21 protein-coding genes and 1 pseudogene are annotated in these 24,832 nt (G+C 41.1%); 10 read left to right on the top strand and 12 right to left on the bottom strand.

Going from position 1 to position 24,832, the window contains the following annotated elements; genetic code table 11:
• Positions 1-37: 37 nt before the first annotated feature.
• Positions 38-1,180 (bottom strand): 3-oxoacyl-ACP synthase III family protein, encoded by a 1,143-nt coding sequence (locus tag RMX89_RS18675; RefSeq protein WP_322690008.1) that lies wholly within the window; start codon positions 1,178-1,180, stop codon positions 38-40.
• 12 nt (positions 1,181-1,192) lie between these two features.
• Entirely contained in the window at positions 1,193-2,950 is a 1,758-nt protein-coding gene (locus RMX89_RS18670) for a ScyA-related TPP-binding enzyme (RefSeq protein ID WP_322689981.1), read from the bottom strand.
• A gap of 447 nt (positions 2,951-3,397) precedes the next feature.
• On the opposite strand from RMX89_RS18670, the gene RMX89_RS18665 reads away from it, so the two are divergent.
• Positions 3,398-4,090 carry a haloacid dehalogenase type II gene (locus RMX89_RS18665; RefSeq protein WP_322689980.1) on the top strand — a complete coding sequence of 231 codons (693 nt, stop codon included), beginning with the start codon at positions 3,398-3,400 and terminating at the stop codon, positions 4,088-4,090.
• A gap of 367 nt (positions 4,091-4,457) precedes the next feature.
• On the top strand, positions 4,458-5,327 hold the full coding sequence (locus tag RMX89_RS18660) for a DUF5895 domain-containing protein (RefSeq protein WP_322674367.1): 870 nt from the start codon (positions 4,458-4,460) through the stop codon (positions 5,325-5,327).
• Between the two features lie 85 nt (positions 5,328-5,412).
• On the opposite strand, the gene RMX89_RS18655 is transcribed toward RMX89_RS18660, so the two are convergent.
• Together RMX89_RS18655 and RMX89_RS18650 are read right to left on the bottom strand one after the other, a co-directional pair.
• Entirely contained in the window at positions 5,413-6,672 is a 1,260-nt protein-coding gene (locus tag RMX89_RS18655; RefSeq protein ID WP_322690007.1) for a murein transglycosylase A, read from the bottom strand.
• A 3-nt stretch (positions 6,673-6,675) separates the two neighbouring features.
• Positions 6,676-6,930, bottom strand: a complete 255-nt coding sequence (locus RMX89_RS18650; RefSeq protein ID WP_190728057.1) for a hypothetical protein — start codon at positions 6,928-6,930, stop codon at positions 6,676-6,678.
• 408 nt (positions 6,931-7,338) lie between these two features.
• On the opposite strand from RMX89_RS18650, the gene RMX89_RS18645 reads away from it, so the two are divergent.
• Positions 7,339-7,665, top strand: coding sequence for a DUF4278 domain-containing protein (locus RMX89_RS18645; RefSeq protein ID WP_322674368.1), 327 nt, complete (start codon positions 7,339-7,341; stop codon positions 7,663-7,665).
• 172 nt (positions 7,666-7,837) lie between these two features.
• Positions 7,838-9,298 carry a serine/threonine-protein kinase gene (locus tag RMX89_RS18640; RefSeq protein ID WP_322689979.1) on the top strand — a complete coding sequence of 487 codons (1,461 nt, stop codon included), beginning with the start codon at positions 7,838-7,840 and terminating at the stop codon, positions 9,296-9,298.
• A 49-nt stretch (positions 9,299-9,347) separates the two neighbouring features.
• On the opposite strand, the gene RMX89_RS18635 is transcribed toward RMX89_RS18640, so the two are convergent.
• Positions 9,348-10,256, bottom strand: coding sequence for a Tll0287-like domain-containing protein (locus RMX89_RS18635; protein WP_322689978.1), 909 nt, complete (start codon positions 10,254-10,256; stop codon positions 9,348-9,350).
• Between the two features lie 181 nt (positions 10,257-10,437).
• Between RMX89_RS18635 and RMX89_RS18630 the strand changes: the two genes are divergently transcribed.
• Positions 10,438-11,298, top strand: coding sequence for a phosphate/phosphite/phosphonate ABC transporter substrate-binding protein (locus RMX89_RS18630; protein WP_322686121.1), 861 nt, complete (start codon positions 10,438-10,440; stop codon positions 11,296-11,298).
• Positions 11,299-11,347: 49 nt separating this feature from the next.
• Here the strand turns inward: RMX89_RS18630 and RMX89_RS18625 are convergent, their stop codons facing one another.
• The 5 genes and pseudogenes from RMX89_RS18625 to RMX89_RS18610 all read right to left on the bottom strand — a co-directional run bounded on the left by RMX89_RS18625 (position 11,348) and on the right by RMX89_RS18610 (position 17,214).
• Complete coding sequence (locus tag RMX89_RS18625) at positions 11,348-11,602, bottom strand: hypothetical protein (protein ID WP_322686122.1); 255 nt, start codon at positions 11,600-11,602, stop codon at positions 11,348-11,350.
• 292 nt (positions 11,603-11,894) lie between these two features.
• Positions 11,895-11,991 (bottom strand): annotated as a pseudogene (locus tag RMX89_RS34540) (IS630 family transposase); the annotation flags it as partial.
• Positions 11,992-12,049: 58 nt separating this feature from the next.
• Positions 12,050-12,820, bottom strand: coding sequence for a hypothetical protein (locus tag RMX89_RS18620; RefSeq protein WP_322689977.1), 771 nt, complete (start codon positions 12,818-12,820; stop codon positions 12,050-12,052).
• 626 nt (positions 12,821-13,446) lie between these two features.
• Positions 13,447-16,188, bottom strand: a complete 2,742-nt coding sequence (locus RMX89_RS18615) for a GAF domain-containing protein (RefSeq protein WP_322689976.1) — start codon at positions 16,186-16,188, stop codon at positions 13,447-13,449.
• A gap of 555 nt (positions 16,189-16,743) precedes the next feature.
• Positions 16,744-17,214: an N-glycosidase gene (locus tag RMX89_RS18610; protein ID WP_322686124.1), complete on the bottom strand. Its 471-nt coding sequence runs from the start codon at positions 17,212-17,214 to the stop codon at positions 16,744-16,746.
• 242 nt (positions 17,215-17,456) lie between these two features.
• Here RMX89_RS18610 and RMX89_RS18605 point away from each other — a divergent pair, with 242 nt between their 5' ends.
• Positions 17,457-18,965, top strand: a complete 1,509-nt coding sequence (locus RMX89_RS18605) for a UbiD family decarboxylase (protein WP_322689975.1) — start codon at positions 17,457-17,459, stop codon at positions 18,963-18,965.
• 204 nt (positions 18,966-19,169) lie between these two features.
• Here the strand turns inward: RMX89_RS18605 and RMX89_RS18600 are convergent, their stop codons facing one another.
• On the bottom strand, positions 19,170-19,988 hold the full coding sequence (locus RMX89_RS18600; protein ID WP_322689974.1) for a TauD/TfdA family dioxygenase: 819 nt from the start codon (positions 19,986-19,988) through the stop codon (positions 19,170-19,172).
• A 373-nt stretch (positions 19,989-20,361) separates the two neighbouring features.
• On the opposite strand from RMX89_RS18600, the gene RMX89_RS18595 reads away from it, so the two are divergent.
• On the top strand, positions 20,362-20,901 hold the full coding sequence (locus RMX89_RS18595; protein WP_322690006.1) for an SH3 domain-containing protein: 540 nt from the start codon (positions 20,362-20,364) through the stop codon (positions 20,899-20,901).
• A 76-nt stretch (positions 20,902-20,977) separates the two neighbouring features.
• Positions 20,978-21,106, top strand: a complete 129-nt coding sequence (locus RMX89_RS18590) for a hypothetical protein (protein WP_322689973.1) — start codon at positions 20,978-20,980, stop codon at positions 21,104-21,106.
• Between the two features lie 118 nt (positions 21,107-21,224).
• Here RMX89_RS18590 and RMX89_RS18585 read toward each other — a convergent pair whose 3' ends face one another.
• Complete coding sequence (locus RMX89_RS18585; protein WP_322686128.1) at positions 21,225-21,683, bottom strand: endonuclease domain-containing protein; 459 nt, start codon at positions 21,681-21,683, stop codon at positions 21,225-21,227.
• A gap of 196 nt (positions 21,684-21,879) precedes the next feature.
• Between RMX89_RS18585 and RMX89_RS18580 the strand changes: the two genes are divergently transcribed.
• On the top strand, positions 21,880-23,502 hold the full coding sequence (locus RMX89_RS18580) for a tetratricopeptide repeat protein (protein WP_322689972.1): 1,623 nt from the start codon (positions 21,880-21,882) through the stop codon (positions 23,500-23,502).
• 388 nt (positions 23,503-23,890) lie between these two features.
• A complete protein-coding gene (locus tag RMX89_RS18575; protein WP_322689971.1) occupies positions 23,891-24,529 on the top strand; it encodes an MOSC domain-containing protein in 639 nt (212 codons plus the stop codon).
• The last annotated feature ends 303 nt before the right edge of the window (positions 24,530-24,832 follow it).

Raw genomic sequence — 24,832 nt, 5'->3', positions numbered from 1 at the left:
CGACTACTGGATATGCTTTAAATCTTGATAGATAACTTTAACAAAAAGTGAAGCTACGATCTAAAGAACTTTTCAGTGCTGATTCAGATTCGCCCTGATTTGGAACAAGACCTAGCGCCACGTTACCCCAACGCATTACACTTGCAGAGGCGACTCCTGCTGCACCAAAGCCATAAATGAGAACCAAATCATTTTCACGAATTTTACCCATCTGTGCAGCGTGATAAAGATTGGCTACAGTAAGTACCGGCCCAATATTAGCGTACAGAGGGTAGAGATTAAGGGTGCGCTCTGAGTCAATACCAAGTACACGTACACAGAAGCTTGAAAACCAAGCTGTGGCTGTATTGAAAAGGAAAAAGTCAATTCGATCGAGAGTTAAATCGGCTGCCGAGATAGCACCTTCGCAACAGGTACGTAAAAGCTGAGTCGATTCTTCACTGAGCGCATTTTTTGCGTCCTTGTTCAACTGCATCCGAATTTGTGGATTGCCTTGCTTGTTTTCTCTAATATTTAAGGTTAATAAGTCACAGAAACAACTTGTATTCACAGTTTTTGTACTGAGTATTCCTTGGTTAGGTTTGACTGAACCGACAACGAAGGCTCCAGCACCATCACCGAGAAACCAGGAAACAGTATCTTCCTCATCGACAAAGCGAGAGTAAGTGCAGGAAATTACTACCAGTACATTGCGGTACTCACCTGCTTGTACTAGAGCACAAGCAGTTTGCAATGCTACCGGGGTAACACCACACGCTCCATCAAGATTCCATGCAGCGCCTTGCAGTCCCAGTTTTTGGGCAAGGAAGGCGGCATTACCAAATCCGATTTGTTCGGGCCAAATCGAGGCTACGAGCATGAGATCGACTTCTTCAGGATTAAGCTTCGCTGCTTTGAGAGCATCACGAGCTGCACGCTCTTCTAGCATCAGCGATGATTCACCTGGAGCAAGTACCCGCTGTTCGACAGTACCACGAAAAGGATCTGACAGATATGGCAACATCTCCAAATCAAACTCGTTGCTGGGGGTAGAGCCAGCAAGCGAAAACAACCTTCCCAAGCTTTTTTCCTCGACTTGAGCAACTATATCTGGGTATTTCTCTCTGTAATAATCTTTTGTACGTCTGATACTGGGAAAACTAACTGCGATCGCGCGAATACCTACTGAATGATGCACTATGAAAATCTCCTCTTAGTAATTCGTAGCACCTTGTGCAATCAGATTGTCAACATGACTCCTAATTGGTGCAAGCCGGGTTGGGTCAATTACTACGTCAACAACGTACGGACAGGTCGAGGCGATCGCTTTCTCCAAAGCTGCCTGGATTTCAGGTTCTGTTTCAACGCGGATGCCGTCAGCTCCCATTCCACAAGCTATCTTGACAAAATCCGCCTGCGGAATCTCTACATCTACACCTTGGAAGCCTAGCAAAGTCATCCCCTGGTCGCACATACTATAGCGCCCATCGTTTAGTACAATCCAAACGGCAGCGATCTGGTATCTTACAGCCGTGCTTATCTCATTGTTCATTAGCATGGCACCGTCTCCAACTATGGCGACGGTCTTACCATTGCGTGCCAGTGAAGCACCCACGACGCCTGTGACGAAATGACCCATAGATGCAAACCTGGTACTGACTCGGAAACGACCTGGTTTGGCAAATCGCAGTAAGTTAATTGCCCAAGCTAGCGAGTTTCCTCCTTCAGCCATGACAACCGCATCGCTTCCTTCAACTATTTGCCGTTGAATTGCATCCATGAGTACTTCCGGTCGCACTGGGCCCTCTGCGCGTGGATTAAGTATTACAGGCTTAGAACAAGGCAGCAACATTTCTGTTAACTGATTTGGGTGTTGTGGAAAGTTCTTTAGCAGTGCCTTTACAAACATTCCCACATCGGACTGAATGGCAAAGGTTTCGGCAGATGGATATGCAGTTCCTGGAACCTCTGGGTCGATATCGATATGCACGAACCCTCGTTTTGGAATCATTGCAAAATTCCAGAACGAAGTCCATTCACTGAGGCGCGTTCCTAGCACCAACACTCGTAAAGGTCGTTGTTCTTGCATATACGTTAAAACTGACGTATCTCCGGCAAAACCTGTAACACCAACAAATTGAGGATGGTTTTCGGGAAAAATGCCTTTGCCCCGAGGCGAACACATTACCGCCGCTCCCGTTGCTTCTGCAAGCTGACGAATTTCTGCTGCTGCACCCCGCGCACCAAAGCCGACCCAAATGGCAAATGGTCCTTCTGAAAGCAACCGCGTACATTCTGCAATAGTTTCCTCATTTACGGCTGCGGGAGCAAAAGAGAAAGCCACTTGTGGCAATGATGTCTTAACTGAACTAGTTTGGATATTAGTCGAGATATTTAAGTGTGCGACAAAACCATCTGGTCGGGCTATACCAAGTGCCAACCGTCGATGAACTTTTGACAGTTCATCGCTGCATTCGAGAGTCGTCGCATAATGAAACAGTGGTTCTGATGTGAACAGTCCCTCACTAGGCATGGTGTAAGTGCTGGTTTCTTGGAATGCCCACCTTCCACGCTGCGATGCCGATGTGGAAGGCGACAGAAGAATAACTTTAGCACCTTCCCAACGTGCAGCAAACAAGCCAGTTAATGCATTGGTAATCCCTGGACCAGTTGTAGTGAATACCACAACTGGGCGATCGCTAGCAAAATACGCCTCAATAGCTGCAAAAGCGGCTCCAGCTTCATGGCGAAAGTGCAGCACCTGGATAGAACTTTGATGTAGTGCAGCCCACACTGGCGCGATCGCACCTCCCGAAACACCAAAGGCATACTGCACCCCCATATCTTCCAGGATTTTTACCACTGCCTCCGCTACCGAAAAAGTTTCAGATGGCTTGCTATTAGATGGCTGTTTACTTGAATTTAATTGTTTAGTGGTATTTGCTTGTGTATCCTGAAATTTCACATCCATACAAATTATACTTAGGAATAATTTCCTTTTTGGAATAACTATTATCCCACACCTAAACTTAGTAATCTTGTATTATCAATGTAATATAAATTTGTTTGGATAACGCCCATACAACTTCGGTGAGTACTGCTTTTAACGCAGGTATAACAGTAAAACTACCTTGGCGGTTCACTTCGCCAATCTTTGAGCAACCTATAAGTTCCGCATTGCTCTGATATAGAAAAAATGTTTAGAGACTTCGAGAACAGTGGATGTGGCGATGCCTGCGGTGGCCACTGAGCTTCTTGCCTTGAGCGTCTCGCTAAAGCGAAAGCTCCGCTAACGCGTAGCGTCTCGTAGAGAAGCCGAAAGGTGTCGAAGTGCGGACTGCGCCAACGCGGACGACTTCATCCGTCTTTTGGTTTGTGAAAACTGAACGCTATCAATCAAGCTTTGGAGTATAAAAAAGTGATTGAATTAAATCAGTATAAGGCTTTAACTTTCGATTGTTACGGAACCCTAATTAATTGGGAAAATGGCATCTTAGGGGTGCTAAAGCCATTTCTGCTGGCACATAACACTAATTTGGATGACGAGCAAATTCTTGATATTTTTGCTGAATTTGAAGCAGAACTCGAAATTGGAGAATATATCAAATATCGAGAAGTTTTGCAAAGAGTAGTTCAGAAATTTGGTGAACGATTTGGCTTTGAGCCAACTGCTGACGAACTAAATTCACTTGCCGATTCGATTCAGCATTGGCTGCCTTTCCCCGATACAGTTGAGGCACTTAGAACTTTAAAGCAAAAGTTTAAGCTGGTAATTATCTCAAATGTAGATGACGATCTCTTTGCTTTCTCGGCAAAGCACTTGGAGGTGGAATTTGACGAGGTAATCACAGCAGAACAGGCAAAAAGCTACAAACCTGCCTTCAACAACTTCAGACTGGCTATTGAGAGAATTGATTTGCCGCTAGAGCAGATATTACACGTTGCTGCTAGTGTATATCATGATATCGTCACAGCCAAATCTCTAGGATTATCAACAGTCTGGGTAAATCGTCGAGCAGAACAAGGGGTTAGTGCGAGTTTACCAGCAGTCACTCAACCTGATTTAGAAGTGCCTGATTTGAAAACTCTCGCGGCTTTAAGTTTACAGTAATTTGCTGATTTGAATTTAACCACGAGAGGAACAAAAAGTAGATCGCATTTAGATAGACAGATGCCAAAGAAAGAATTTGTTGTTATAGCACAAGCTTTGGTGGTTAGGACATCAACAGACGATAAAACTTAGACACAAAAAGGCTTTTCACCCAGTCCCCAGTCCCCATTACCCCTTATCCCCAGTCCCTTGCTATAAAAAACTAAACAGGGATTGCAACATAGATTGATTCTGTCTTACTCTAGAAAAAATACTACGTCAGTTTAATGTTCTTAAACTTTGGGAACCAAAGCATATAACTGGCTTTTTTTTCCTGTGCGCCCTGCCGATCGCCTTGTTCAATAAAACACTTTGATAGCCTAAAACGATGAAAGCATCTGCTAATTTTGACTTTGAAGACGAAAAATTCAATGCACCGCCTTCGCAAGTCCTTCCCTGGTGTCAGATGATTAATCCTCGGTATGGCACAGATGGTATACAATCTCACGGTTTGGCGATTAAGCTGGATAATGCCAATGCTGTCGGCTTTGTACCAGATGATAATTGGCAGCAAGTTGAGCATGAATTTAGCTCTGGAGTAGAAACAGTCTTTATTAGCGCTACTCCACGCTTGGTCATAGTGCGCCGGGGGCCATTGTCTGTTAAAGACCGAGAAAGTGGTCTAAAACTGGGTACGCTCAAAGATAATTATGATGCTTTTTTAGCCGACAAACTTAAATTTAAAACCTTTACTCGCTATCTAATTTTTCTAGTGGGTGAGAATAAAAAGTTTTTACATGAATCACCACTACAACTAACTCTCAATGGTGCAGCCGGAGCGAGTTTCAGCAAAACCTACTGCGAATATCAACAAGGCAGAGTAGTAGGTGGATTCGTGGCTGAACTAGAAAAAGCTTATGCTATCTACCGCAAGCAACCTTTGACACCAAAAGGGCCTTTGTTCCACGCTCACGGGATTTTTTGTCCGATCGTTGAGTGTGAAGAAAGAGGAATTGAACCAAATACAGTTTTGGTAGCTTCAACTGTGGACTATAAACATCCCACCGTAGGGACTTTAACGCAATATTTAATTGCTTCCGATGCTCTGGAGTCTGCAATGATTTGTAAGACTTTTGAAGAATACAAAGATTTTGGCAAGGAACCTGTAAAATCAGAAACCCCTAAATTGGCAATGGCAGGAGTTTCCAACTCTTACGTTTATGCTGATGAAGATGATTTTGCTTATCCGCCGTATTAAGGAAAGTGAAAAGTTAGGAGTGATGAGTGATGAGTTTTGAATTAATAACTCCTAACTTCTAACTCCTAACTTCTAACTTCTAACTTTATTCTTTGAGCAGCAAATAATATAATGAACCATTACCGCCTGTGACACCAGCGCGATCGCCCGCTAGTTTACCAGACCCCATGAAATAATCCACCCGGCCCGGCCCTTTGATGGCGCTTCCTGTATCCTGGTCAAGCACAAAGCGGCTGACAGTACGCCTCTGGAGTTTGCCACCACTGGCAGGATAGGGAAATGAGTTGTAAATCAGGGCTAACGCTCCCGGTGGCATGAGAGACTTATCTGTAGCAATGGAACGTTCTGCTGTTACTGGCACATGAATACTACCAGTAGCACCTCTACCGCTTGTTTCTTGGAAGAAAATAAATCGTTCCCAGCGCGGTAGATAATTGTTCAATTCTTGGGGCTTTTGTCGGAAATAAGCAATCAAACGTGGCATTGTTAATCCTTCCAGGGGAAGTTTGCCATCTTTGGCTAATTCTTTGCCGATACTAGTCCAAGGGTAATCAGTGCCGCCGGCATAGCCAATTGATGTTGTCTTGCCATTAGTTAATTTAATTTGGGCAGAACCTTGGATATGTACCATGTATGCATCTAGGCGATCGCGAAACCAAAGCAATTCTAAACCGCGTAATTTGCTCTTATTCCCTTTTAAACCATCTTTCCCTTCCAAATCAATTCGTTTTGGGTGGGGTTTGGGCCATTGGCTGAAATCAGGTGGTAGCCGATAAAGAGGATACTTATAGATTGCAGTTCTGACACGGCTAGCGGTGTAAACAGGTTCGTAGTAAGCAGTGAACTTAACAGTACCCTTGCCATCATTGCCCACGGACTGGTAGAAGACAAATTCACGACTGACAGCAGCTTGTAGTTGGGCTGCTGACTTAGAACTGACAACCAGTTGGCGGAAACGCAGCAAACTCCGGCGGACGCGATCGAGAGTGATTTCCTTGATCGGATAGTTTTGATATGCTGCGATCGCATCACCCTTTGTTAGATAAAGCAAACTGTTATCAATGGAAGCTAATAACGCTTTGCGATCGCCTATTTTACCTCTTTGACCCCAAATTTGCTCATCCCAACCCAAGCAAGTCGGCCGGAGTGTACAATCGCTTTCGATAGTGATTGGTTTTAGCGGCGGCGCGATCTCAGGAGCGATTGGTATTGGTATAGGTGGAAGATCGGGAGTCGTCGGTAGTGGCAAAGGCAGTAAGTTAGGAACCTGAGCAACAGCCGACCAGAGCGGGTTTACGAGGGCAATTCCTAGACTCAAGGAAAGCAAAGCAAGGGTTTTTCTCATCATTTAGTTGAATCTTTCAACACTAGAACTAAAAATAGGTTCTACCCGGATTGCCACAATCCGAGAAGGGCGTACTACCATATATTCCCCTTGAATATTTTTGATCGGTACGCTAATAAAGTCATTAGAAGCAGATTTTGGCACAAGTTCGCCGCTATACCATTTCTGAAACTCTTGAATAGTAGGAAAACGTACTTCTTCTCGGTGGCCGCTTTCCAGTAGGAGGTATACGGCATATTCATTTGCGGTTCTAGCCATAAAGTTGAATCATTTAAAAAACATTCAACCCATTGTTAACCACGTAACCCCCGAATGAAAAGGGTAAGCATACGGGAGGTTGGGAGCAGGGGAGCAGGGGGCAGGGGAGCAGGGGAGCAGGGGAGCAGGGGAGCAGGGGAGACAAGGGGACAAGGGGGAATTATTGAACAAGTCTTTTCCTTTTTTCTTGTCTACCTTGTCTCTTCCCCATGCCCCATGCCCCATGCCCAATGCCCAATGCCCAATGCCCAATGCCCAATGCCCAATGACTCTTCACTCTAGACGCCTAATCCTTTAAGCAGTTCCTTAAAAAAGTGTAAGTCTACCTTAGCTCTTGCATAACTCTCTAATCAACATCTGATAAGTCATTGACATTGTTGAAAAACAGTTATTCAGGAGGCGAAAATTATGAAACTTTACTATCGTGGTCTAAGCTACGAATATAACCAAAACAAAGTTGGCAGCAAAAAAACAGAACAGCCGTTTCAACCAGTTCCTCAAATTGGGCCAGTTTATAATTTGATGTACCGTGGTGTTAACTATTGTGTCGATCCAAATTCTAAATTGGCAGAAGTTTCTCTAGCACCAGTAGCCTATAAATTGAGCTTTCGGGGAATAACCTATTTTGTCAATAAAACTCAATTAGGAAAAGTTAGCGTAGTCTCTCAACCAACAACTACTTCAAAAGCTGAGGCACTGGCGATTTCTGAGGAATTATTAAAGCTTCAACAATAATATGCCTGCAAGCCGATCTGGAGTTTAGTTAGTCATAAACTTATAATGCAATCCTTAAAAAACAAAAAACCTTGCTCGAAATTTTGCCACTACCTACTTTCTGTCTGAACAAACCTTACCAAAGCTGGTAGTTGTGTCAAGATTAATTTGAGGAATTAAGGCTTGTAACACAATGTTAGGACAATTATTAGACGGACGTTACCAAGTCCTCCAGATATTAGGTGGAGGTGGATTCGGTCAAACCTACATAGCCCAAGATACCCATCGGCCAGGTTTCCCAAAATGCGTTGTCAAACACCTTAAGCCCGTCACTCGTAGTCCTGAATTTCTCAAAACTGCCAGACGGCTATTTACTAGTGAGGCAGAAACACTAGAACAACTGGGCTACCATGACCAAATTCCTCGGCTTTTAGCCTATTTTGAAGAAAACCAACAGTTCTTCTTGGTGCAAGAGTTCATTGAAGGACATACCCTGAAAGCGGAACTATTCCCCAATCAACGTTGGCCAGAAGATCGAGTCATTCAACTACTGCAACAAATTTTGGGTATTCTACAATTTATTCACAGCCACAACGTTATTCATCGAGATATCAAACCGGACAATATAATTAGGCGGCAACAAGACGGTAAGTTAGTGCTGATTGACTTTGGCGCTGTTAAACAAGTCCAAACTCAACTGCTCACAATTACAGGGCACACGGGAGCTACTATTATTATTGGTACTCCCGGATATATGTCTACAGAACAGGGACAAGGTAAGCCCCGCCTCAACAGTGATATTTATTCCTTGGGCATTATTGGTATACAATCGCTGACAGGATTACATCCGATAAACTTTGAAGAAGACCCAGATACAGGAGAAATTTCTTGGCAGCATCAAGCTAATGTCAGTTCTGAGTTGGCATCTGTGCTATCTAAAATGGTGCTACATCATTTTAAACAGCGCTATCAGTCTGCGGCTGAAGTTTTACACGTGCTTAAGGATCTCGATATTACAAAAGAAGCGCGATCGCTTCAACTACCATCTTCGACACCCAAACAGCAAGAATACAATCGTCAAGATTACCAGGTAGAAGCGCGATCGCTTCAAGTACCAGATTTTACACAACCACCTCAAACTTCGCTTTCTCAACAAAACTCAATTGGGTATCCGACTGCTTCTATTCTGTCTGGGGAAAGTTACAACCGCTTAGAAACAATTCTTTTAGAATTTGTCGGCCCCATCGCCTCAAGATTACTACGACAAGTTGCAGCATCAGCGTCCAATTTGGAAGAATTAATTAGTCAATTAGCCCTTCATCTTCGAGAAAATCAACAAATTGATTTTAAGAAGAAAACAACATTTCTACTAGAACAATCTACTCTCTTACAAGAACTTACTGTAAAAGCTGACCAATCTGGTATTAACTCAAATAATTTACCAAACCAAGAATCTCAAGTCATCAGTGAAAAATTTCTGGAAGAGTGCGAACGTGAGTTGGCTGATTTAATTGGCCCGATAGCTAAGTTTCTAGTGCAAAAAGCTATTAAATCTGCTGGACAAATCTCTCGTGCAGAATTTGTGAAAATTTTAGGATCGCAAATCCCTGAACCTCAAAAAGCTTTGCAATTTGAGCAACGCTTACTTTCTTGATGTTCTCGAAATTGCGTTTTTATCTCTCGTGAATTACGGATTATTAGCCTTAATTGTTCAGCATTTCCAGAGCTATTTTCAAGCTAGCTTTCATCCGATTAAATGCTTCTGCTAACCCGCCAATTTCATCATGAGAACTTTCTTCAAAATCAGCGCTCATATCACCAATACTAACTTTTTGAGCTATTTTCTCTATTCTTCTGATGCGCTGAATCACATATTTTGTAATTAAGAAGTTAATTAAGAAAACTACGAGCGCAAAGATCGCAATTAAAAGTCCCATTATCAATATCCAAGTCCGTGTGGCATTGGCAAAAATATCTTGAGAAGGAACAGAGATAATTTGAGCAGAAACAATCTGATTGAGTTGCCAGCCAAAACCATTTTCCGAGCCATAATTTAGCAACTGACTTTTAGGAGCTTGATCTGGTGTAGAATGGCATCGCAAACATTTCGCTTGTGTAATTTTTAGTGGTTGTGCAATGTAAAAGACTTCGCCTTCTGACAATTTACGAAAGCCTGTAATTTCTAAAGTATTAGGTTCGTTGCGAAAACGCTCCACAAGTTGAGTTTCAAAATTATCAGCTTTATCCGCTAAATTGGTTGGATTAAGTGTTGCGTCCTTATGAAAAAAGTTTTGAAATTCAGGCTTTTTACGAAAATTTTCAAAAACCTCTTTAGAGGAAAAAGTTGGTACTACTTCAGGTATGAATGTTGGGTTAGTATCTAATCTAGGTTCTAATAAGGGATCAATACGATTTTGTGTATAATCTCTAACTGCATTCACCATTTGGATGAGAATCTGCGCTTGAGAACTTACTTCATTTTGCGCTCTCCCTTGAAGTACACTGGATAAGGCAATGCCACTTCCCAAAATACTGATGATGAAAACTAATATTAAAAGCAAGTTAAATTTAGCACCTATTTTTAAGTTTTTTAACGTAATATTGTTTAACATAACCTAAGCAACGAAGGCGATCTGTGAGTTTGTCTAATATTTATTTATACCTGTTAGAAAGCATCTTAACAATATCTAAATAAATATTAATTTTTTACTGCAATAGAACCCCTTTAAGCAGCAGTAAAATTTATCTAAATTAGTCCTGAAAGCCAAATTATTTCCTTAACCATAATTAGTGATGTTTGTGCGATTTCCCCGTCGTTTATTTCTGTTTCATCTACTAGGTTTTACATTTGCTGCCTGCAAACCACAAAATGGAAATGGGGTTGAGGGCACGTTAACTATTGGTGTAATCAACTATGGTGGAGGCGAACAGATAATTAATCAATATGCTAAATTTAATAGTTACTTAGGTGAAAAAACAAACTCATATATTCAATTAGAGCCTGTTTTTAATGAAAATAGAGCGGTTGAGCGCCTTGATGCTCGTGCTTGGTCATTGGTATTTGCTCCACCAGGTTTAGCGGCTATTGCGATCGCACGTCACCAATATGTTCCTCTATTTCCTTTAATAGGTATTAGTAATTTACGTTCAATCTTCGTTGTTCGCAAAGATAATCCGATAACTGACTTGAAACAATTGCAAGGCAAAACAATAGCTTTAGGACAGTTGGGTTCAGCAACAGGATATTATTTTCCTCTTTACAATCTTTATGGTACAACACTAGCTGAGATATTGTTTGCGCCCACACCTCAAGCAGCACTGGAATTGGTCGCTCAAGGAAAAGCGATCGCCTGTGCCGTCTCTGAGGCGGAATTAAGTCTCTATAGTTCGCAGTTGGCGCCAACCGAATTCCGCATACTATTTAAAGACCCTCACTATGTACCATTAGGTGTGGTCTTGATTGGGCCGAATGTAGAACGTAACCGTCAAGAATTTATCCGCAAAGTCATGAGTGAATCGTCTTCAGATTTAGCTCAAGAAGTGGGGTATGTACCCAATGGACAAGTACCAGATTACAAATACATGATTTCTGTGGTCGATCGGGTAAGTTCAATTAGTTCTAAGCTGCAAAGTAAACCTGTTCGTTTATTTTAATTAAAGCAATAACAATACTTTCAGCCTTTGTTTTCTCAAAAATCTTCTTCTAATGCTCAAATACCTTAGTTTCACTCAGTCGGCGAGCGGGTGTTCCGGGTTTGCACCCAAGTTGATGAGCTCCGGCGGCTCGACGGACAGTACGCTGACGCACTGGTCGCAAACCACCAGGAACTCCCGCAGACCGGTGAAGCACAACGGGGAGTTGAAGTCCTGGCGGTGCGACTCCAACTCCTGCCAGCCGCCCTCGTGAACCTCGTACAACCACCCGTTGCCCGCGTGGTAGCTGTCCCAGAATTCGCACAGGTCACGCTCGTCCAGCACTCGGAACCCGGCCGGCCGCCGGAACACCACACGGGCGAGCACGAACCCCGGCCCCTGCACCTCGACGGTTAGTCCATCGGCGTCGTACCACAGCGACCGCACGACGACCCGCTTGTATCGGGCGGCAGGCGGATACGGGGTACACCTCGGAGGCTTCATCGGTCGAATGCTCTCTTTCGCCAAACTAACTAAGACTTGGTTAATATAAGTTTTAAATGCGTTTTTATCATTTCCACCTTTAAAACTCATTGCACCAACAATCTCACGGGTTGCGATCGCCCCAATAATAGTTATATTTTTACCACGTTTGTCTGGACGAGCACCGTGTGCTCTTTTTCCCTTTAACGCCCTAGCATAGAGCCTAGTCATGTTTTAGGAGTGCTATAGTTTTATTTTTAGTAAGTAAGTATTATCTTGTATATCTTACTCAAAAAAATAATTTGAATCGTGCTAGCTGGTTTTTAATCGTCTCTGTCAGGATTTTATTCAGTTCTGTAGTGTCTTGGAATTGCAAAATTTGCTGTGTCGGTAAGTCGAAGGGAAATTCACCTTCAAAATCTGGGCGTTGCATTTGCGCTAGTAGAATCTGTTCAGACCGCTTACTTTGGATAGCATAGCCAATCTCAATACAGACATTCGGACTGGGAATTAATTGGGGCGTTTCCTTACCATCAATACTAGCAATGGCGGTGGTGTCAGCTATAAATAACAAACTCTTACGGATTTTCCGCATGATTGTGCGGTTAATTCGGAAAGTAGCACCGCTAGGACGAGAGGATTCTATTAATGTTAGGGGAAGACGCGATCGCAAGTTTAAATTGTTTAAACTTTTTCGCAGTTCTTCTTTGAGAATATTCGTCGCTGCGCCATACTCAGTTTGATAGGATAAAAAAATTGTTGGTTCTAACTGAGCCAAGACCGCCTGTTTAGTGAAATAAATTTCATGACTAATTAAGTCAATGTTAGAGACGCAATAGCCGCCGCTACCTTCAATATAAAATTCAATATTTTCCCCTTCCAAATAGCGCCCAAACCAAGTTGATTTTTTCACTTCGTCGCTGTCTTCCAAAAAGTCTGCTCGCAATGCTGATTTCAGCAGGCTTTTTTTGCTTAAGCGAATGTCTGGCTGACGTTTTTCCAGTTCTGGAATCGGCTCATAATCCTGTAGATACCACGCTCTGAGCGCAATTATTGACATAAGGCGCTATTTTAACTGTTTCTCACTATTCAACATCGTATAATCTTACACCCAGAGGAGTCCCTATTTCAGACTTCTCTTTAAACACAACAACACCCAAGCCTCTACTCCCTGAACTATCTCCTCTCTTTGTCGATCGTAGTTAGGGATGTACTAACTTCCATTGCTTTTGTAAACAAGTAATGAAAATCAGTTACAGTGCCCCCTAATCTTCTAGATTTGAGGAAACAGCAGTTTTCGCGTTGGGTGTTGCTGTATTTTGACGAGACAGATGTAAGTTAAACAGCGTCTTATACCTCTTACTAACATTTCAAACGCAGCTGTTATATCTGCCACGGGAAGCTTGTTTCTTAGCTTTAACTATTAGATTATCACTTGTAGCTGGGAGGGATTTATTTTGCAACTAAACTTTACTTTTAAATGATTTTTAATCAAATTCAATATATTGCACGCTCTGGATCGCTGACAGCTATTTTTTAGCTTATATGTTAAGAAAATTATCATCTATCTTGTGGATGAATTTAAAAATTCTCGGTCAATTTTTAAGTTTTGAAACTAACAATTGAGCATTGGTCAATCACCAAAAGTAATTCTTCGCCTGCGTCCTCATTCCCCACTTCCTATTGCTAGTTAACGATTTTGGCTGGAGGCTTGATGGGAATCTCAATCCAGAACTCTGTACCTTTGCCAGGTTCTGAAATGCACTCCATTATTCCCCCATGTTTTTCGACAATAATCTGATAGCTGATTGCTAATCCCAATCCTGTACCTTTGCCCACAGGCTTGGTAGTGTAAAATGGGTCAAAAATTCGCTTTTTCACCTCTTCATTCATTCCGGGCCCGTTGTCAGTAATCCGAATTAACAGACGATAGTTGTCTGCTGAGACTTTAGTGGAAATCTGGATAGTTGGAATTGGGCATGAGTTATTCTCCTTGTCACCCTGCTTTTGCCACTCCCGACGCCCTACTTCCAGAGCATCTATGGCATTGCTGAAAATATTCATAAATACTTGATTCATTTGACCGGCATAGCATTCCACCCGTGGGATATTGCCATAATCTTTAATTATCTGAATGCGTGGAAATTCAGCATTTCCTTTCAGCCGATGTTGCAAAATTAATAAGGTGTTGTCAATGCCTTCATGCAGGTCAACGCGCTTGTTTTCAGACTCATCTAAGCGAGAAAAATTGCGTAACGACAACACTATTGAGCGAATGCGCTCGGTTCCTACTTGCATTGAGATCATGATTTTTGGCAGGTCTTCTACCAAAAATTCAAAATCGATCGCTTCGATCGCGGCTTGAATTTCACTATGGGGATGGGGATAGTATAGCTGGTAGAGACGTAAAATTTCTAGGAGTTGTTCGGTGTAATCACTGGCGTGGCACAGATTACCGTAAATAAAGTTAACGGGGTTGTTGATTTCGTGGGCGACACCCGCCACCAACTGTCCTAGACTGGACATTTTTTCGGTCTGAATCAATCTTGTCTGTGTTTCTTGGAGTTCATATAGGGTCTGCTCTAACTGAGTGGCTTGATTTCTGGCTTCAGTTTCGGCTAGTGAAGTTTGTTGGTAGAGTTGTGCTTGTTGAATTGCGATCGCAGCCTGATCTGCCACCTGCTGCAATAAATCAATTTCTGTATCCTGCCAATTTCTGGGAGCCTCACACTCATGGGCAATTAATAAGCCCCATAGTTCCATACCCATATTAATTGGAACTATTAAGTTTGCTTGCACTTGCAGACTCTCTAAAAACTCTCGATGACAATCACTTAAAGAAGCCGTTGAAAGGTTGTTAATTGCCCGTATCCTACCCTGACAGTATAAACGGGTATAATCATCAGGAAAGCATTCTGGTGGTGCATTCACTCCTAAAACTGACTGCCAATTACCATTAATCTCTTCCACAATCACTGATTGAGTCTTCAGGTGGAAAATCAGCATTCGGTCTGAATTTAGCAGGGGACGGACTTCTTGAACTATGGATTGCAGAGTTGCTTGCAAGTCCAATGTGCGGCGAATATGCTCTGTGACTTGCTTGATGACTTTGGTAAACATTAATGATTTTTCGAGTTCAGAGGTTTGCTCTTGCACCCGCAGTTCTAAGTTGGCATTCAGGGATTGTACCTGTTTATACATCTGCTGCTGCTGAATTGCCATTGAGAAATGATCGTATAAAGCTTGTGCCAAAAAGATGTCTTCCAACTTCCACTCAGGTGATTGCCCTTTTTTTTGCTCTCGCCAAACCTCAAAGGAAAGCTGGGGTAAAAGTTGTCGCCGATTATGTTCGCATCGTCCCGCCCACAAGATTTCCGTTTCCAATTCAGAGCGAAAAATACTTAAGACACCAATAAATTTTTCGCGGTAATGTAGCGGAATCACCATGAGTCCGCGAATTTCACTAGAACGGAATGCTAAAGCCAAAACTCGCAAACGTGGTTCTTTATAGAGGTCAGTAGTTGCCCAAATATTACCTTGTTGAAACTCAGCCATCCAGTTTTGCCAGATGGGATGCTGTTCGATAATAGTGTTATCTAACTCGTAGGGGAGTGTCGGTTGGTCGCCCCAAGTGTATAGTTCTCGGTTCTCTGCAATGTAAAGCCTGCCACCGACTCCACAGAGGGCAGTAATAACTTCTTCTAGTGCTCCTTGTAATTGGATTGTCGGCAGTTTATGCAATAATGTGGTGACTCGATTAATAGTAGCTTCTCGCTTTTGCTTGGCGTGGGCTTCAGTGAGTAGATTACTTTGAGCGATCGCGATCGCTACCTGGTCAGCAACTTGCTGCAATACTTTTAGTTCCCCCTTCAAAATCTTTTGCGGTTCACTGTGGTGAGCTACCAACAATCCCCACAATTTAGGCTTTGCCGATAGTTCTTGTGGGTCGCAATCTAAAATTGGTACTACCAACGAAGACTGCACGCCCATTGCTTTGAGGTATTGAATATGGCACTGATCTACTTGCCGATAGTAGATATTAGTTTCTAGACGTTTGCCAGTTTCTTTTGAGTGTAGAGGCGATAGCCCGATCTTCTCATTTGCCACATCGACAATCGAACGTTGCCCCACTAACAAAAACATCTCTCTAGCAGCTTCTGGAATATCATCAACTGGGAAGCGTTGACCCAATAAGGATGGCAGACGTTGTTTATGAATAGATTCTGCAATCACTTCACCACTACCATCAGCATCAAAGCGATAAATTTTCACCCGATCTGCACCCAAAAATAAGCGCACTTCGCTAACAGTTGTTGTTAATATCTCTTGAAGGTCGAGCGATCGCCTAATCTGTTTTGTCATCCGGTGCAGTAAACTTTCTCGATCGAAGTTTTGCTGTAACTCGTTTGGTTTATCCCTACGTGTCATTGTTTGTATACACCAAGACTGAAGTATAATTTTTTTTATATTTGTCCCCGATCGAAATTTTCAACTTACAATGCTTTGATTTTCATCCTATTTCAAGAAATTCTTGCTATTAATGCATCGCTAAGGGCATACATGTATTACAAATCTTTTTGAAAATAGATTAGAGGATGTTTGAAAAGTAACAGATATTTTGCTTGTTCCCTATAGCCCTTGTGAAGTGGATTTAGGGGAGATATAAAACCGTTGTATCATTAAATACTTTTCAGCTATCATCTCAAGTTTAAAGTTAAGAAATTTTTAATCATTGACATTTACTAATTTTATATTCTCAATCATTAAACTATTCCAGTAATTTTACTTAATTTAGAATTGGAATAATTTCTTTAAATTAAAAAAATATTTTTAATATTTTTGCCCATTAATCAATTAGTTAAAATTTATTCAAAGCCATAACTAAATTATTAGTAATTTTTTTTTAATGTTTTTGGCTGGGGAATTTGACTATTCCCCGTTTAATTGCTTGACTTGATGTTGGATGTAACTATTTTGATTAAATTATTCGTAAATTACCGTTAAAGATAGTAAATTACGAATTTCTTCACGCACACTCATGAGAGTTTTACCGAGATGGTTTTGACCGCTTTTATTAGCACCACAGCCCCAAAAAGAATCAGTTGGGGAGTTTTCAACCAACATCTCATTACCTGTCTTCAGGAGAACTTCTCTGATATCAGCATGAGTGAGAAACTTTTTGAGTACAGCTTCTCGCATAATTTGAGTTTTAACCAAATCCCAGTCTCGACGGAGTTGGCGAGTGCTACATCTTCCCAAAGTCGCAGCTTCTTCTGGGGTGGCGGCAGCATGGATGAGAGGTATAATTGCGGCATCTGTGCTGCCTACAAACTTTTGCGCTTGATAATAATGCTCAACCGTCGGCCAGTAAGCACCCTCGATGTGGATTCCGTGGAGAGAAAAGTTAGAAAAACAGCCATAAGGCTGCCAAACCTTATAAAAGTAAATGGTCATTTGAAAATTGCTCTTTTATATATATATCAATTTCAGGGTAACTGAAAGTTTAGGTTTCAAAACCCTTGATTTATATGAAGGGTTAGTAACATCACTCTGGGGGAGTAATTTTACACAACTTTTGGAACAGTAGGTTTACTACTTTACTCATCAGCTTTCCTTGTCCCCAAGTCCTCTCTCCCAATGCCCCATAATATAAGAAAGCGCTTCACACTTCTTAAATAATCAGCTTTATTAGAACAATGGCGAGAGACTTGCGGGGATTCATTAAAATTTTGGAAGAAAGAGGACAATTACGGCGAATTTCAGCTTTAGTTGACCCAGACTTGGAAATTGCTGAGATTTCCAACCGAATGCTACAAAAAGGTGGCCCAGGGTTGTTGTTTGAAAACGTCAAAGGCGCTTCCTTTCCGGTGGCGGTGAATTTGATGGGAACTGTGGAAAGGATTTGCTGGGCGATGAATATGCAGCATCCAGAGGAGTTGGAAACTTTGGGGAAAAAATTGAGTATGCTGCAACAGCCAAAACCACCAAAGAAGATTTCCCAGGCGATAGATTTTGGAAAAGTGCTGTTTGATGTGGTGAAGGCAAAACCAGGACGAGACTTTTTCCCCGCTTGTCAGCAAGTTGTGCTTCAAGGTAATGATTTAGATTTAAATAGGTTGCCTTTGATACGTCCTTATATTAATGATGCTGGCAAGATTATCACGTTGGGACTGGTAATTACCAAGGATTGTGAAACTGGTACTCCAAATGTAGGTGTGTATCGCTTACAACTACAATCTAAAAATACGATGACGGTTCACTGGTTATCGGTGCGGGGTGGGGCGAGGCATTTGCGAAAAGCAGCCGAACGTGGGAAAAAATTAGAAGTTGCGATCGCACTTGGTGTAGATCCTCTAATTATTATGGCAGCAGCTACACCTATACCTGTAGATTTATCAGAATGGCTGTTTGCAGGACTTTATGGCGGTTCCGGCGTGCAGTTGGCGAAGTGTAAAACTGTAGATTTGGAAGTTCCCGCAGATTCCGAATTTGTCTTGGAAGGAACGATTACACCAGGAGAAGTTTTACCAGATGGGCCTTTTGGCGACCACATGGGTTATTACGGCGGTGTTGAAGATTCGCCGTTAATTCGCTTCGAGTGTATGACGCACCGGAAAAATCCGATTTACTTAACAACATTTAGCGGTCGTCCACCTAAAGAAGAAGCGATGATGGCGATCGCGCTAAATCGCATTTATACGCCCATACTGCGGCAACAAGTATCAGAAATTGTCGATTTCTTCTTACCAATGGAAGCTTTGAGTTACAAAGCGGCGATTATTTCCATAGATAAAGCATATCCGGGACAAGCGCGACGGGCGGCTTTAGCGTTTTGGAGTGCTTTACCACAATTTACATACACCAAATTTGTAATTGTTGTGGATAAAGACATAAATATTCGCGATCCGCGTCAAGTTGTCTGGGCAATTAGTTCCAAAGTTGACCCAGTGCGAGATGTATTTATATTGCCGAATACACCTTTTGATACCTTAGATTTTGCTAGTGAAAAGATTGGCTTAGGTGGACGGATGGGAATTGATGCAACTACAAAGATGCCGCCGGAAACAAACCATGAATGGGGTTTGCCTTTGGAATCCGACCCAGATGTGGCGGCGATGGTAGAGAGACGATGGGCGGAGTATGGTTTAGCAGAGTTGCAGTTAGGAGAAGTAGACCCAAATTTGTTTGGCTATGATATGAAGTAACCTGTTATAGATCAATACAGTTCAAATAGAGCAACAAAACCCTAATGTAGAGACGCGATTTATCGCGTCTTTAAAGACCAATTATCTACACCAATAAGCATTAACTAAAACGGATTGTGTGATAGATAATGCAGTAATAGCACAGCAAAGCTATCTCTTATGACAGATATTATTTAAATAAATGAAACCTGGTGTAATCAAATATCAAAATGAAAAAGCTGGAGAACACAGCCTGATATAAATATCTCTTTGATCGTCAGCAAAAGACCTTCTTCCATGAAGTATTCTTGTATTATCAATCATTAAAATATCGCCTTTTTCCCACGAAATTTCCGTAGTTATTTTTTCAGCAATTTCATTAAGTTCAGAGACAACCTCTTCAGGAATTTCTGAATCATCTTCAAAATTAATAATCTTTGGGTTTAACTGCTTTGTAGGCAATAGACTATTAATAAATACCTGATATTTTCCACATCTGCTAGGGATAATAGCTGGAGAAATGTATTCAAGCAGAATCGATTTATCCTCATTTACTGTCAAATGTGTATTATTTTTGCGACACATTTCTTCTAGCTGATTCAAATCATCTGTTTGATATTTTTTCTGCCAGTCATCTTGAGATATCCGAACGTTAAATTTTAACTTCTTTTTGTTGAATAACTCTTTAGTTGAACTACTAATTTCATTAAAAAATTGTCTACCATCACATACCGTAGTTTCACCATCTTCTAATGGTGGATTAGCACAGAAAAACCACAGCAGAAGTGGGATATTTTGCTGATAATACATTTCGCCGTGCAACTTAATCTCAGATTTAAAATCATTAACGCTTAAAAGAGTCTCATCCCCATTAATTACTCTTCTACTGAATGCACCACCGGCATAATTTATAAAATCGATACTCAAGAGATTGGTAAATTCTTTAAAAATATCAACATCAACATCAAATCCTCTAAAAAGTAAGATTCCATGAAACTTAAATAAGCTAATAATTTCTTCTTTGTCTAATTCTAAAATACTCACATTGTCGAGATTATTAATTTCTTGAACTATGCTACTTGATATAGAATGTATTTTTTTACTCATATAACTTAATGAATATTTGTCGAAATTTGAACTTCTTGTTGGCGTTAACTACACTATCTATTGACATCTTAATACTTAATGATATCGTTGTGTTGCATTTATCCGTGTAGGCGTAGCCCGCACTTCGACAAGCTCAGTGACCATCGTAGACATCGCAAGACTAAATTTTGTAAAATAAAAGTGTTATTACAGTACTAAAATCTCTTTGATAGAACTACGTTACAAAGTTAACCATAATTTGTTTATGTAGATTAGGAGATATCAATAAGACTCTAGCCTTGGGTACTGATGCCAAAAACTTGAAGAAATGATGACAAAAAAAGTGAAAAATCCAGCATCAAAGTTAGCGATCGGATTGGCATTCAGTTGTATTAGTGTGATACTCAATACTAGTATAACTAGTGAAATAAGTTTAGCGAAATCAAGTAATTCTCAAAAGTGCGATATTTTTGCCTACGTCACCGATACAGATTCGCAAGGGTTAAATGTACGGAGTGGTGCAAGTACAAATAACGTAATTATAGGACAAATACCCATTAGCGAAACAGTTCATGTTATTGGTGCTGCTGGAAATTGGGTGCAGATTACTAATGCTAGCAATGGTTTTCAAGGAACTGGATGGGTATTCGTGCCAAAGTTAGGCTTAACAACGCGAGGCTACGGTACTAACGGCGTAGATTTCTATGCTAGTAGCAGTCAAAAAAGCCAAAAACTAAGAAGAATTCCTGCTAATACGGCTGTCAAATTGTTAGGCTGTCAGAGAGATTGGGCGCAGGTGGAATATCAAGGTGTTAAGGGTTGGTTGACAAGGGAAGAACAATGTGGTGCAGCCCTTACTAGTTGTTCTTAGAACCCCACCCTCAAGACGCAAGCGAGGATGAGGCTATGAGAATTACTTTTAAAATTTTGGTTTTGAGATATTTGTTATGGCTTATCCATTTCCAGGAAAGATGACTCTGATTCATCAGTCTCATCAAAAGATTCGCAGAAATAGAAATGGACTGGATTATACTACTGCGATCGCAACACAGTTAATGAAGTCAGTAGTGGGGTAGCAAGGCTAAAATTTAGAAATTTGTCAAACTTATGTAAAATTATACGATCGCACACACCCCTAAAACCCACATAATTAGCCCCTTCCTCGCTTGCGGGGAGGGGGTTGGGGGTGGGGTTCTATCTCTGCAACCAACCAGCAATATCCTGCAACACCTCCTCCATCCTCACCAGAACATTCTCATTTCTAAATCGCACAACCTGCAACCCCAAACTCTCCAAAAATTCTTGACGTATCGCATCTTCCTCTTGAGTATAGTCGTGAATTTCGCCATCCACTTCCACCACTAACCGCGCTTCATTACAGTAAAAATCGACGATAAAACGGTCAATTGTTTGCTGACGGCGAAACTTGAAACCCAAAAGTTGCTTGTGTCTCAACTTTTCCCAAAGTAGCTTTTCTGCTGGAGTTAGTTCGCACCGCATTTGTCGCGCCAATGGCTTAAGTTTTTTCCAAAGTTCGTGTGGGGTTTGCCAAGGGTATCCCGGAACCCCACCCCCTAACCCCCTCCCCGCAAGCGAGGAGGGGGGACTGGAGTTGGTGAGAAAGTTTGGCTTGGGGTTTTGATTTTGGGCCATTTGGGCGATTGGTGGTTAGCTAATATTTCATGTATTATTAAGAGCGATCGCACTCTCCCAACTCTTCAAAACTCTGGCATAATCAGATATGGCTGCACCTTCAAAACTGATGTAAATCCTCTAAGCTAATTAAAAGGTTTACGCCAACTAGATATTTTAATAGAATAATCTCATCAAAAGATTCGCAGAAATATAAATGGACTGGATTACACTACTGCGATCGCTACAGTCTGATTTTATTAAAAGGTTAACATCTGGTTCTCTGCTTCATTGTGAAACAGAAGGTCAATATAGTGAATTAACTATAATTTCTGGAGAGAGGTTAAAAGCACTACGGGAATTTTGCTGGCAGATGGCTGAGAAATATAAGCGTGTTTTACCAGTGCGTGATGTTTTTCTTAGCTATCTCAAAGGTAAGTTGGGTGAGGAAGTTGTCAAAGAACGTTTAGCTGATTTTATTACCGAAGTCGATTATGAAAAGCGATTTGGCGGTGATGGTAATATAGATTTTACCTTGACTTCTGACCCATCTATTGGTATCGAGGTTAAATCTCGTCATGGTCGCATTGACAGAGTTAGATGGTCAATTAGTTCTGAAGAAGTTGAAAAAAATGCAGTTGTAGTTTGCATTTTAATTCAAGAAGATGTCAGTGAAGCACAATCTGAGTATCACCTTTTTTTGGCTGGTTTTCTCCCAACCCAAATGATTAAGTTGAAGACTGGTAAAATTTCTTTTGGAATAGAACAATTACTATATGGTGGTGGTTTATGGTGTTATCTAGAACAGTTACAATCTTCTATAAATAATTCTTCTCGGCAACAACCACCTATTTATAAATATCTTCCAAAACAGGAAATTCTATCTAAGTCAATTAATCAGCAGGTACTCAAATCTTCTTTTCAGCCTGAATATTATAATGAAGATTTAAAAAGATTTTATGTAAACCTGGGCGATGAATGCTTTCAAAAAGGAGAATATACAAATGCAATTACTAACTATAATCAAGCCTTACAAGTTAATCAAGGCGATGTTGATATTTTATATTATAAACGAGGTTTAGCTCACTATCAAATAGGAAATTATGAAGCGGCGATCGCAGATTATTCCCAGGCAATCCAGATGAATATTCATGATGCTAAATTTTACAATAAACGAGGTTTAGCTCTCTATCAACTGGGGCGATTAGAAGAAGCGATTAATGATTATACTCAAGCTATTAGAATTAATCCTAATGTTGCCGTAACCTATAAAAATCGGGCTGAAGCTCGTTCTCATGTTGGAGATAATCAAGGAGCAATTGAAGATTATACCCAAGCTATTAAAATTAATCCTCATTATGCTGATGCTTATAAAAACCGTGGAATTACTCGTTATTTATTAGGCTCTCAGCCAGGATTTCCTCAAGCAATCAAGATTAATCCTCAAGATGCTATAGCTTATAAAAAACGTGGTAATGCTCGTTCAGATTTAGGAGATTTTGAGGGCGCAATTGAAGATTATACTCAAGCAATCCAAATTAATCCTAGTTATGCTGATGCTTATTACAACCGTGGGAATGCTCGTTCAGATTTAGGAGATTTTGAGGGCGCAATTGAAGATTATACTCAGGCAATCCAGATTAATCCTAGTTATGCTGATGCTTATTATAACCGTGGCAATATTCGTTTAGAAATTGCAGATAAACAGGGAGCAATTGAAGATTTTCAAAAAGCGGCAGATATCTATCGTAAAGAAGGGAAGCTAGAAGCACTCAAAGATACACGAGAAATGATATTAGATTTAGAAATAGAAGAATCATTAGATATTTTAAACTTCTAGATAAATACTATTATAGGAAACGGGAAACAGAGAATAGGAAAGAAGCCTCTTGAAGTTGTGCTGAGTTTTTTCACGCAATCAAATACTAGCCTTATATTCAATTAACTTGTAAAAAGCTGAAGTTGTGTAATTACTTAGCTGAAAAATCAAGGGACTAATTAGCAGTCAGTAGTTTTACTATTGCCGATGAATTCACAGTATCCGACATATTCATGCCACACATCCACCTTTTCTGCTTGTTTGGGTGCAGTATTCATACCTGGAGAATACACGAATGCGATCGCCTCATTTCAGAAAACTGTATGATTAACGAATATCTGCTTAAAGACCATATCACCCAGTTTTTATTCTGCAAGGAGTCCACTGCTATGAATGCAAACATCTGAAAATGAAACTTATCTCTGTCAACGTCGGACTTCCACGTGAAGTTACCTGGAAAGGGAAAACAGTTAGCACTGGAATTTTCAAAGAGCCAGTTAGCGATCGCGTTACTGTGCGATCGCTTAATTTGGATGGGGATGGACAGGCTGATTTAACCGTTCATGGAGGAGCAGATAAAGCAGTTTATCTATACCCATTCGAGCATTATGAGTATTGGCGGGGTGAATTGCCTGATACAGAACTGCCGTTAGGTATCTTTGGTGAAAATTTTACGACTACTGGATTGAGAGAAGAAGAAGTGAACATTGGCGATCGCTTTGGGATTGGCAATGTCAGGTTAATGGTGACACAACCTCGCTTACCCTGCTACAAACTGGGGATTCGCTTTAGACGACCTGATATAGTTAAGCAATTTCTCGCAAGTCGTCGAACCGGATTTTACTTCCGTGTTTTGCAAGAGGGCGAAGTTGGAGCCGGAGACAATTTAGAGTTAGTGAGCCGGGATAATAATAACATCACGGTTGCCGACATCACTCAACTTTATGTGCGCGAGCAGGATAATCCAGAGTTACTTCACCGTGCTACTCAACTTGAAGCCTTACCCGAAAGTTGGCGCGACTATTTCCAGAGAAAATTAGGTAATTGACACTCTCACCGCCACAGCGTAGCTTTGGCGGGGTGGAGTTATTCAGGTTTAATAAGTAATCTAGCGGACATGATATTAGATATCTTTTATCGAGAAGCTAGCTCCCGCGAAAATCCAACGATTCTTTTGTTGCAGAGAAAATAGGCGTTGGCTTTGATTCGTTGTGTCATGTCTTTACTTGCGGCTGCGATAAGATAAGCGTTACTTCATTACAGTTCAAAAACACGCAAAATCCCGTGAAAATAAAGTAATAATATACACTTTTATTTAAAATAATTCATGTAACATCTCGTAAAAATATGC

The sequence above is a fragment of the Nostoc sp. DedSLP04 genome, from assembly GCF_034530775.1.
In the GTDB taxonomy this organism is placed as follows: Bacteria; Cyanobacteriota; Cyanobacteriia; order Cyanobacteriales; family Nostocaceae; genus Nostoc.
Note: the sequence above shows the minus strand (reverse complement) of the source record. Positions and strands in the feature narration are given on the sequence as shown.

Excerpts from the sequence above, each read along its gene's own strand:
- RMX89_RS18660 (WP_322674367.1), top strand. The coding sequence starts at position 4,458 with ATGAAAGCATCTGCTAATTTTGACTTTGAAGACGAAAAATTCAATGCA.
- RMX89_RS18630 (WP_322686121.1), top strand. The coding sequence starts at position 10,438 with ATGTTTGTGCGATTTCCCCGTCGTTTATTTCTGTTTCATCTACTAGGT.
- RMX89_RS18610 (WP_322686124.1), bottom strand. The coding sequence starts at position 17,214 with ATGACCATTTACTTTTATAAGGTTTGGCAGCCTTATGGCTGTTTTTCT.
- RMX89_RS18640 (WP_322689979.1), top strand. The coding sequence starts at position 7,838 with ATGTTAGGACAATTATTAGACGGACGTTACCAAGTCCTCCAGATATTA.
- RMX89_RS18650 (WP_190728057.1), bottom strand. The coding sequence starts at position 6,930 with ATGGCTAGAACCGCAAATGAATATGCCGTATACCTCCTACTGGAAAGC.
- RMX89_RS18615 (WP_322689976.1), bottom strand. The coding sequence starts at position 16,188 with ATGACACGTAGGGATAAACCAAACGAGTTACAGCAAAACTTCGATCGA.
- RMX89_RS18590 (WP_322689973.1), top strand. The coding sequence starts at position 20,978 with ATGGCTTATCCATTTCCAGGAAAGATGACTCTGATTCATCAGTCTCAT.
- RMX89_RS18670 (WP_322689981.1), bottom strand. The coding sequence starts at position 2,950 with ATGGATGTGAAATTTCAGGATACACAAGCAAATACCACTAAACAATTA.
- RMX89_RS18620 (WP_322689977.1), bottom strand. The coding sequence starts at position 12,820 with ATGTCAATAATTGCGCTCAGAGCGTGGTATCTACAGGATTATGAGCCG.
- RMX89_RS18585 (WP_322686128.1), bottom strand. The coding sequence starts at position 21,683 with ATGGCCCAAAATCAAAACCCCAAGCCAAACTTTCTCACCAACTCCAGT.
- RMX89_RS18580 (WP_322689972.1), top strand. The coding sequence starts at position 21,880 with ATGGACTGGATTACACTACTGCGATCGCTACAGTCTGATTTTATTAAA.
- RMX89_RS18655 (WP_322690007.1), bottom strand. The coding sequence starts at position 6,672 with ATGAGAAAAACCCTTGCTTTGCTTTCCTTGAGTCTAGGAATTGCCCTC.
- RMX89_RS18595 (WP_322690006.1), top strand. The coding sequence starts at position 20,362 with ATGACAAAAAAAGTGAAAAATCCAGCATCAAAGTTAGCGATCGGATTG.
- RMX89_RS18635 (WP_322689978.1), bottom strand. The coding sequence starts at position 10,256 with ATGTTAAACAATATTACGTTAAAAAACTTAAAAATAGGTGCTAAATTT.
- RMX89_RS18605 (WP_322689975.1), top strand. The coding sequence starts at position 17,457 with ATGGCGAGAGACTTGCGGGGATTCATTAAAATTTTGGAAGAAAGAGGA.
- RMX89_RS18645 (WP_322674368.1), top strand. The coding sequence starts at position 7,339 with ATGAAACTTTACTATCGTGGTCTAAGCTACGAATATAACCAAAACAAA.
- RMX89_RS18575 (WP_322689971.1), top strand. The coding sequence starts at position 23,891 with ATGAAACTTATCTCTGTCAACGTCGGACTTCCACGTGAAGTTACCTGG.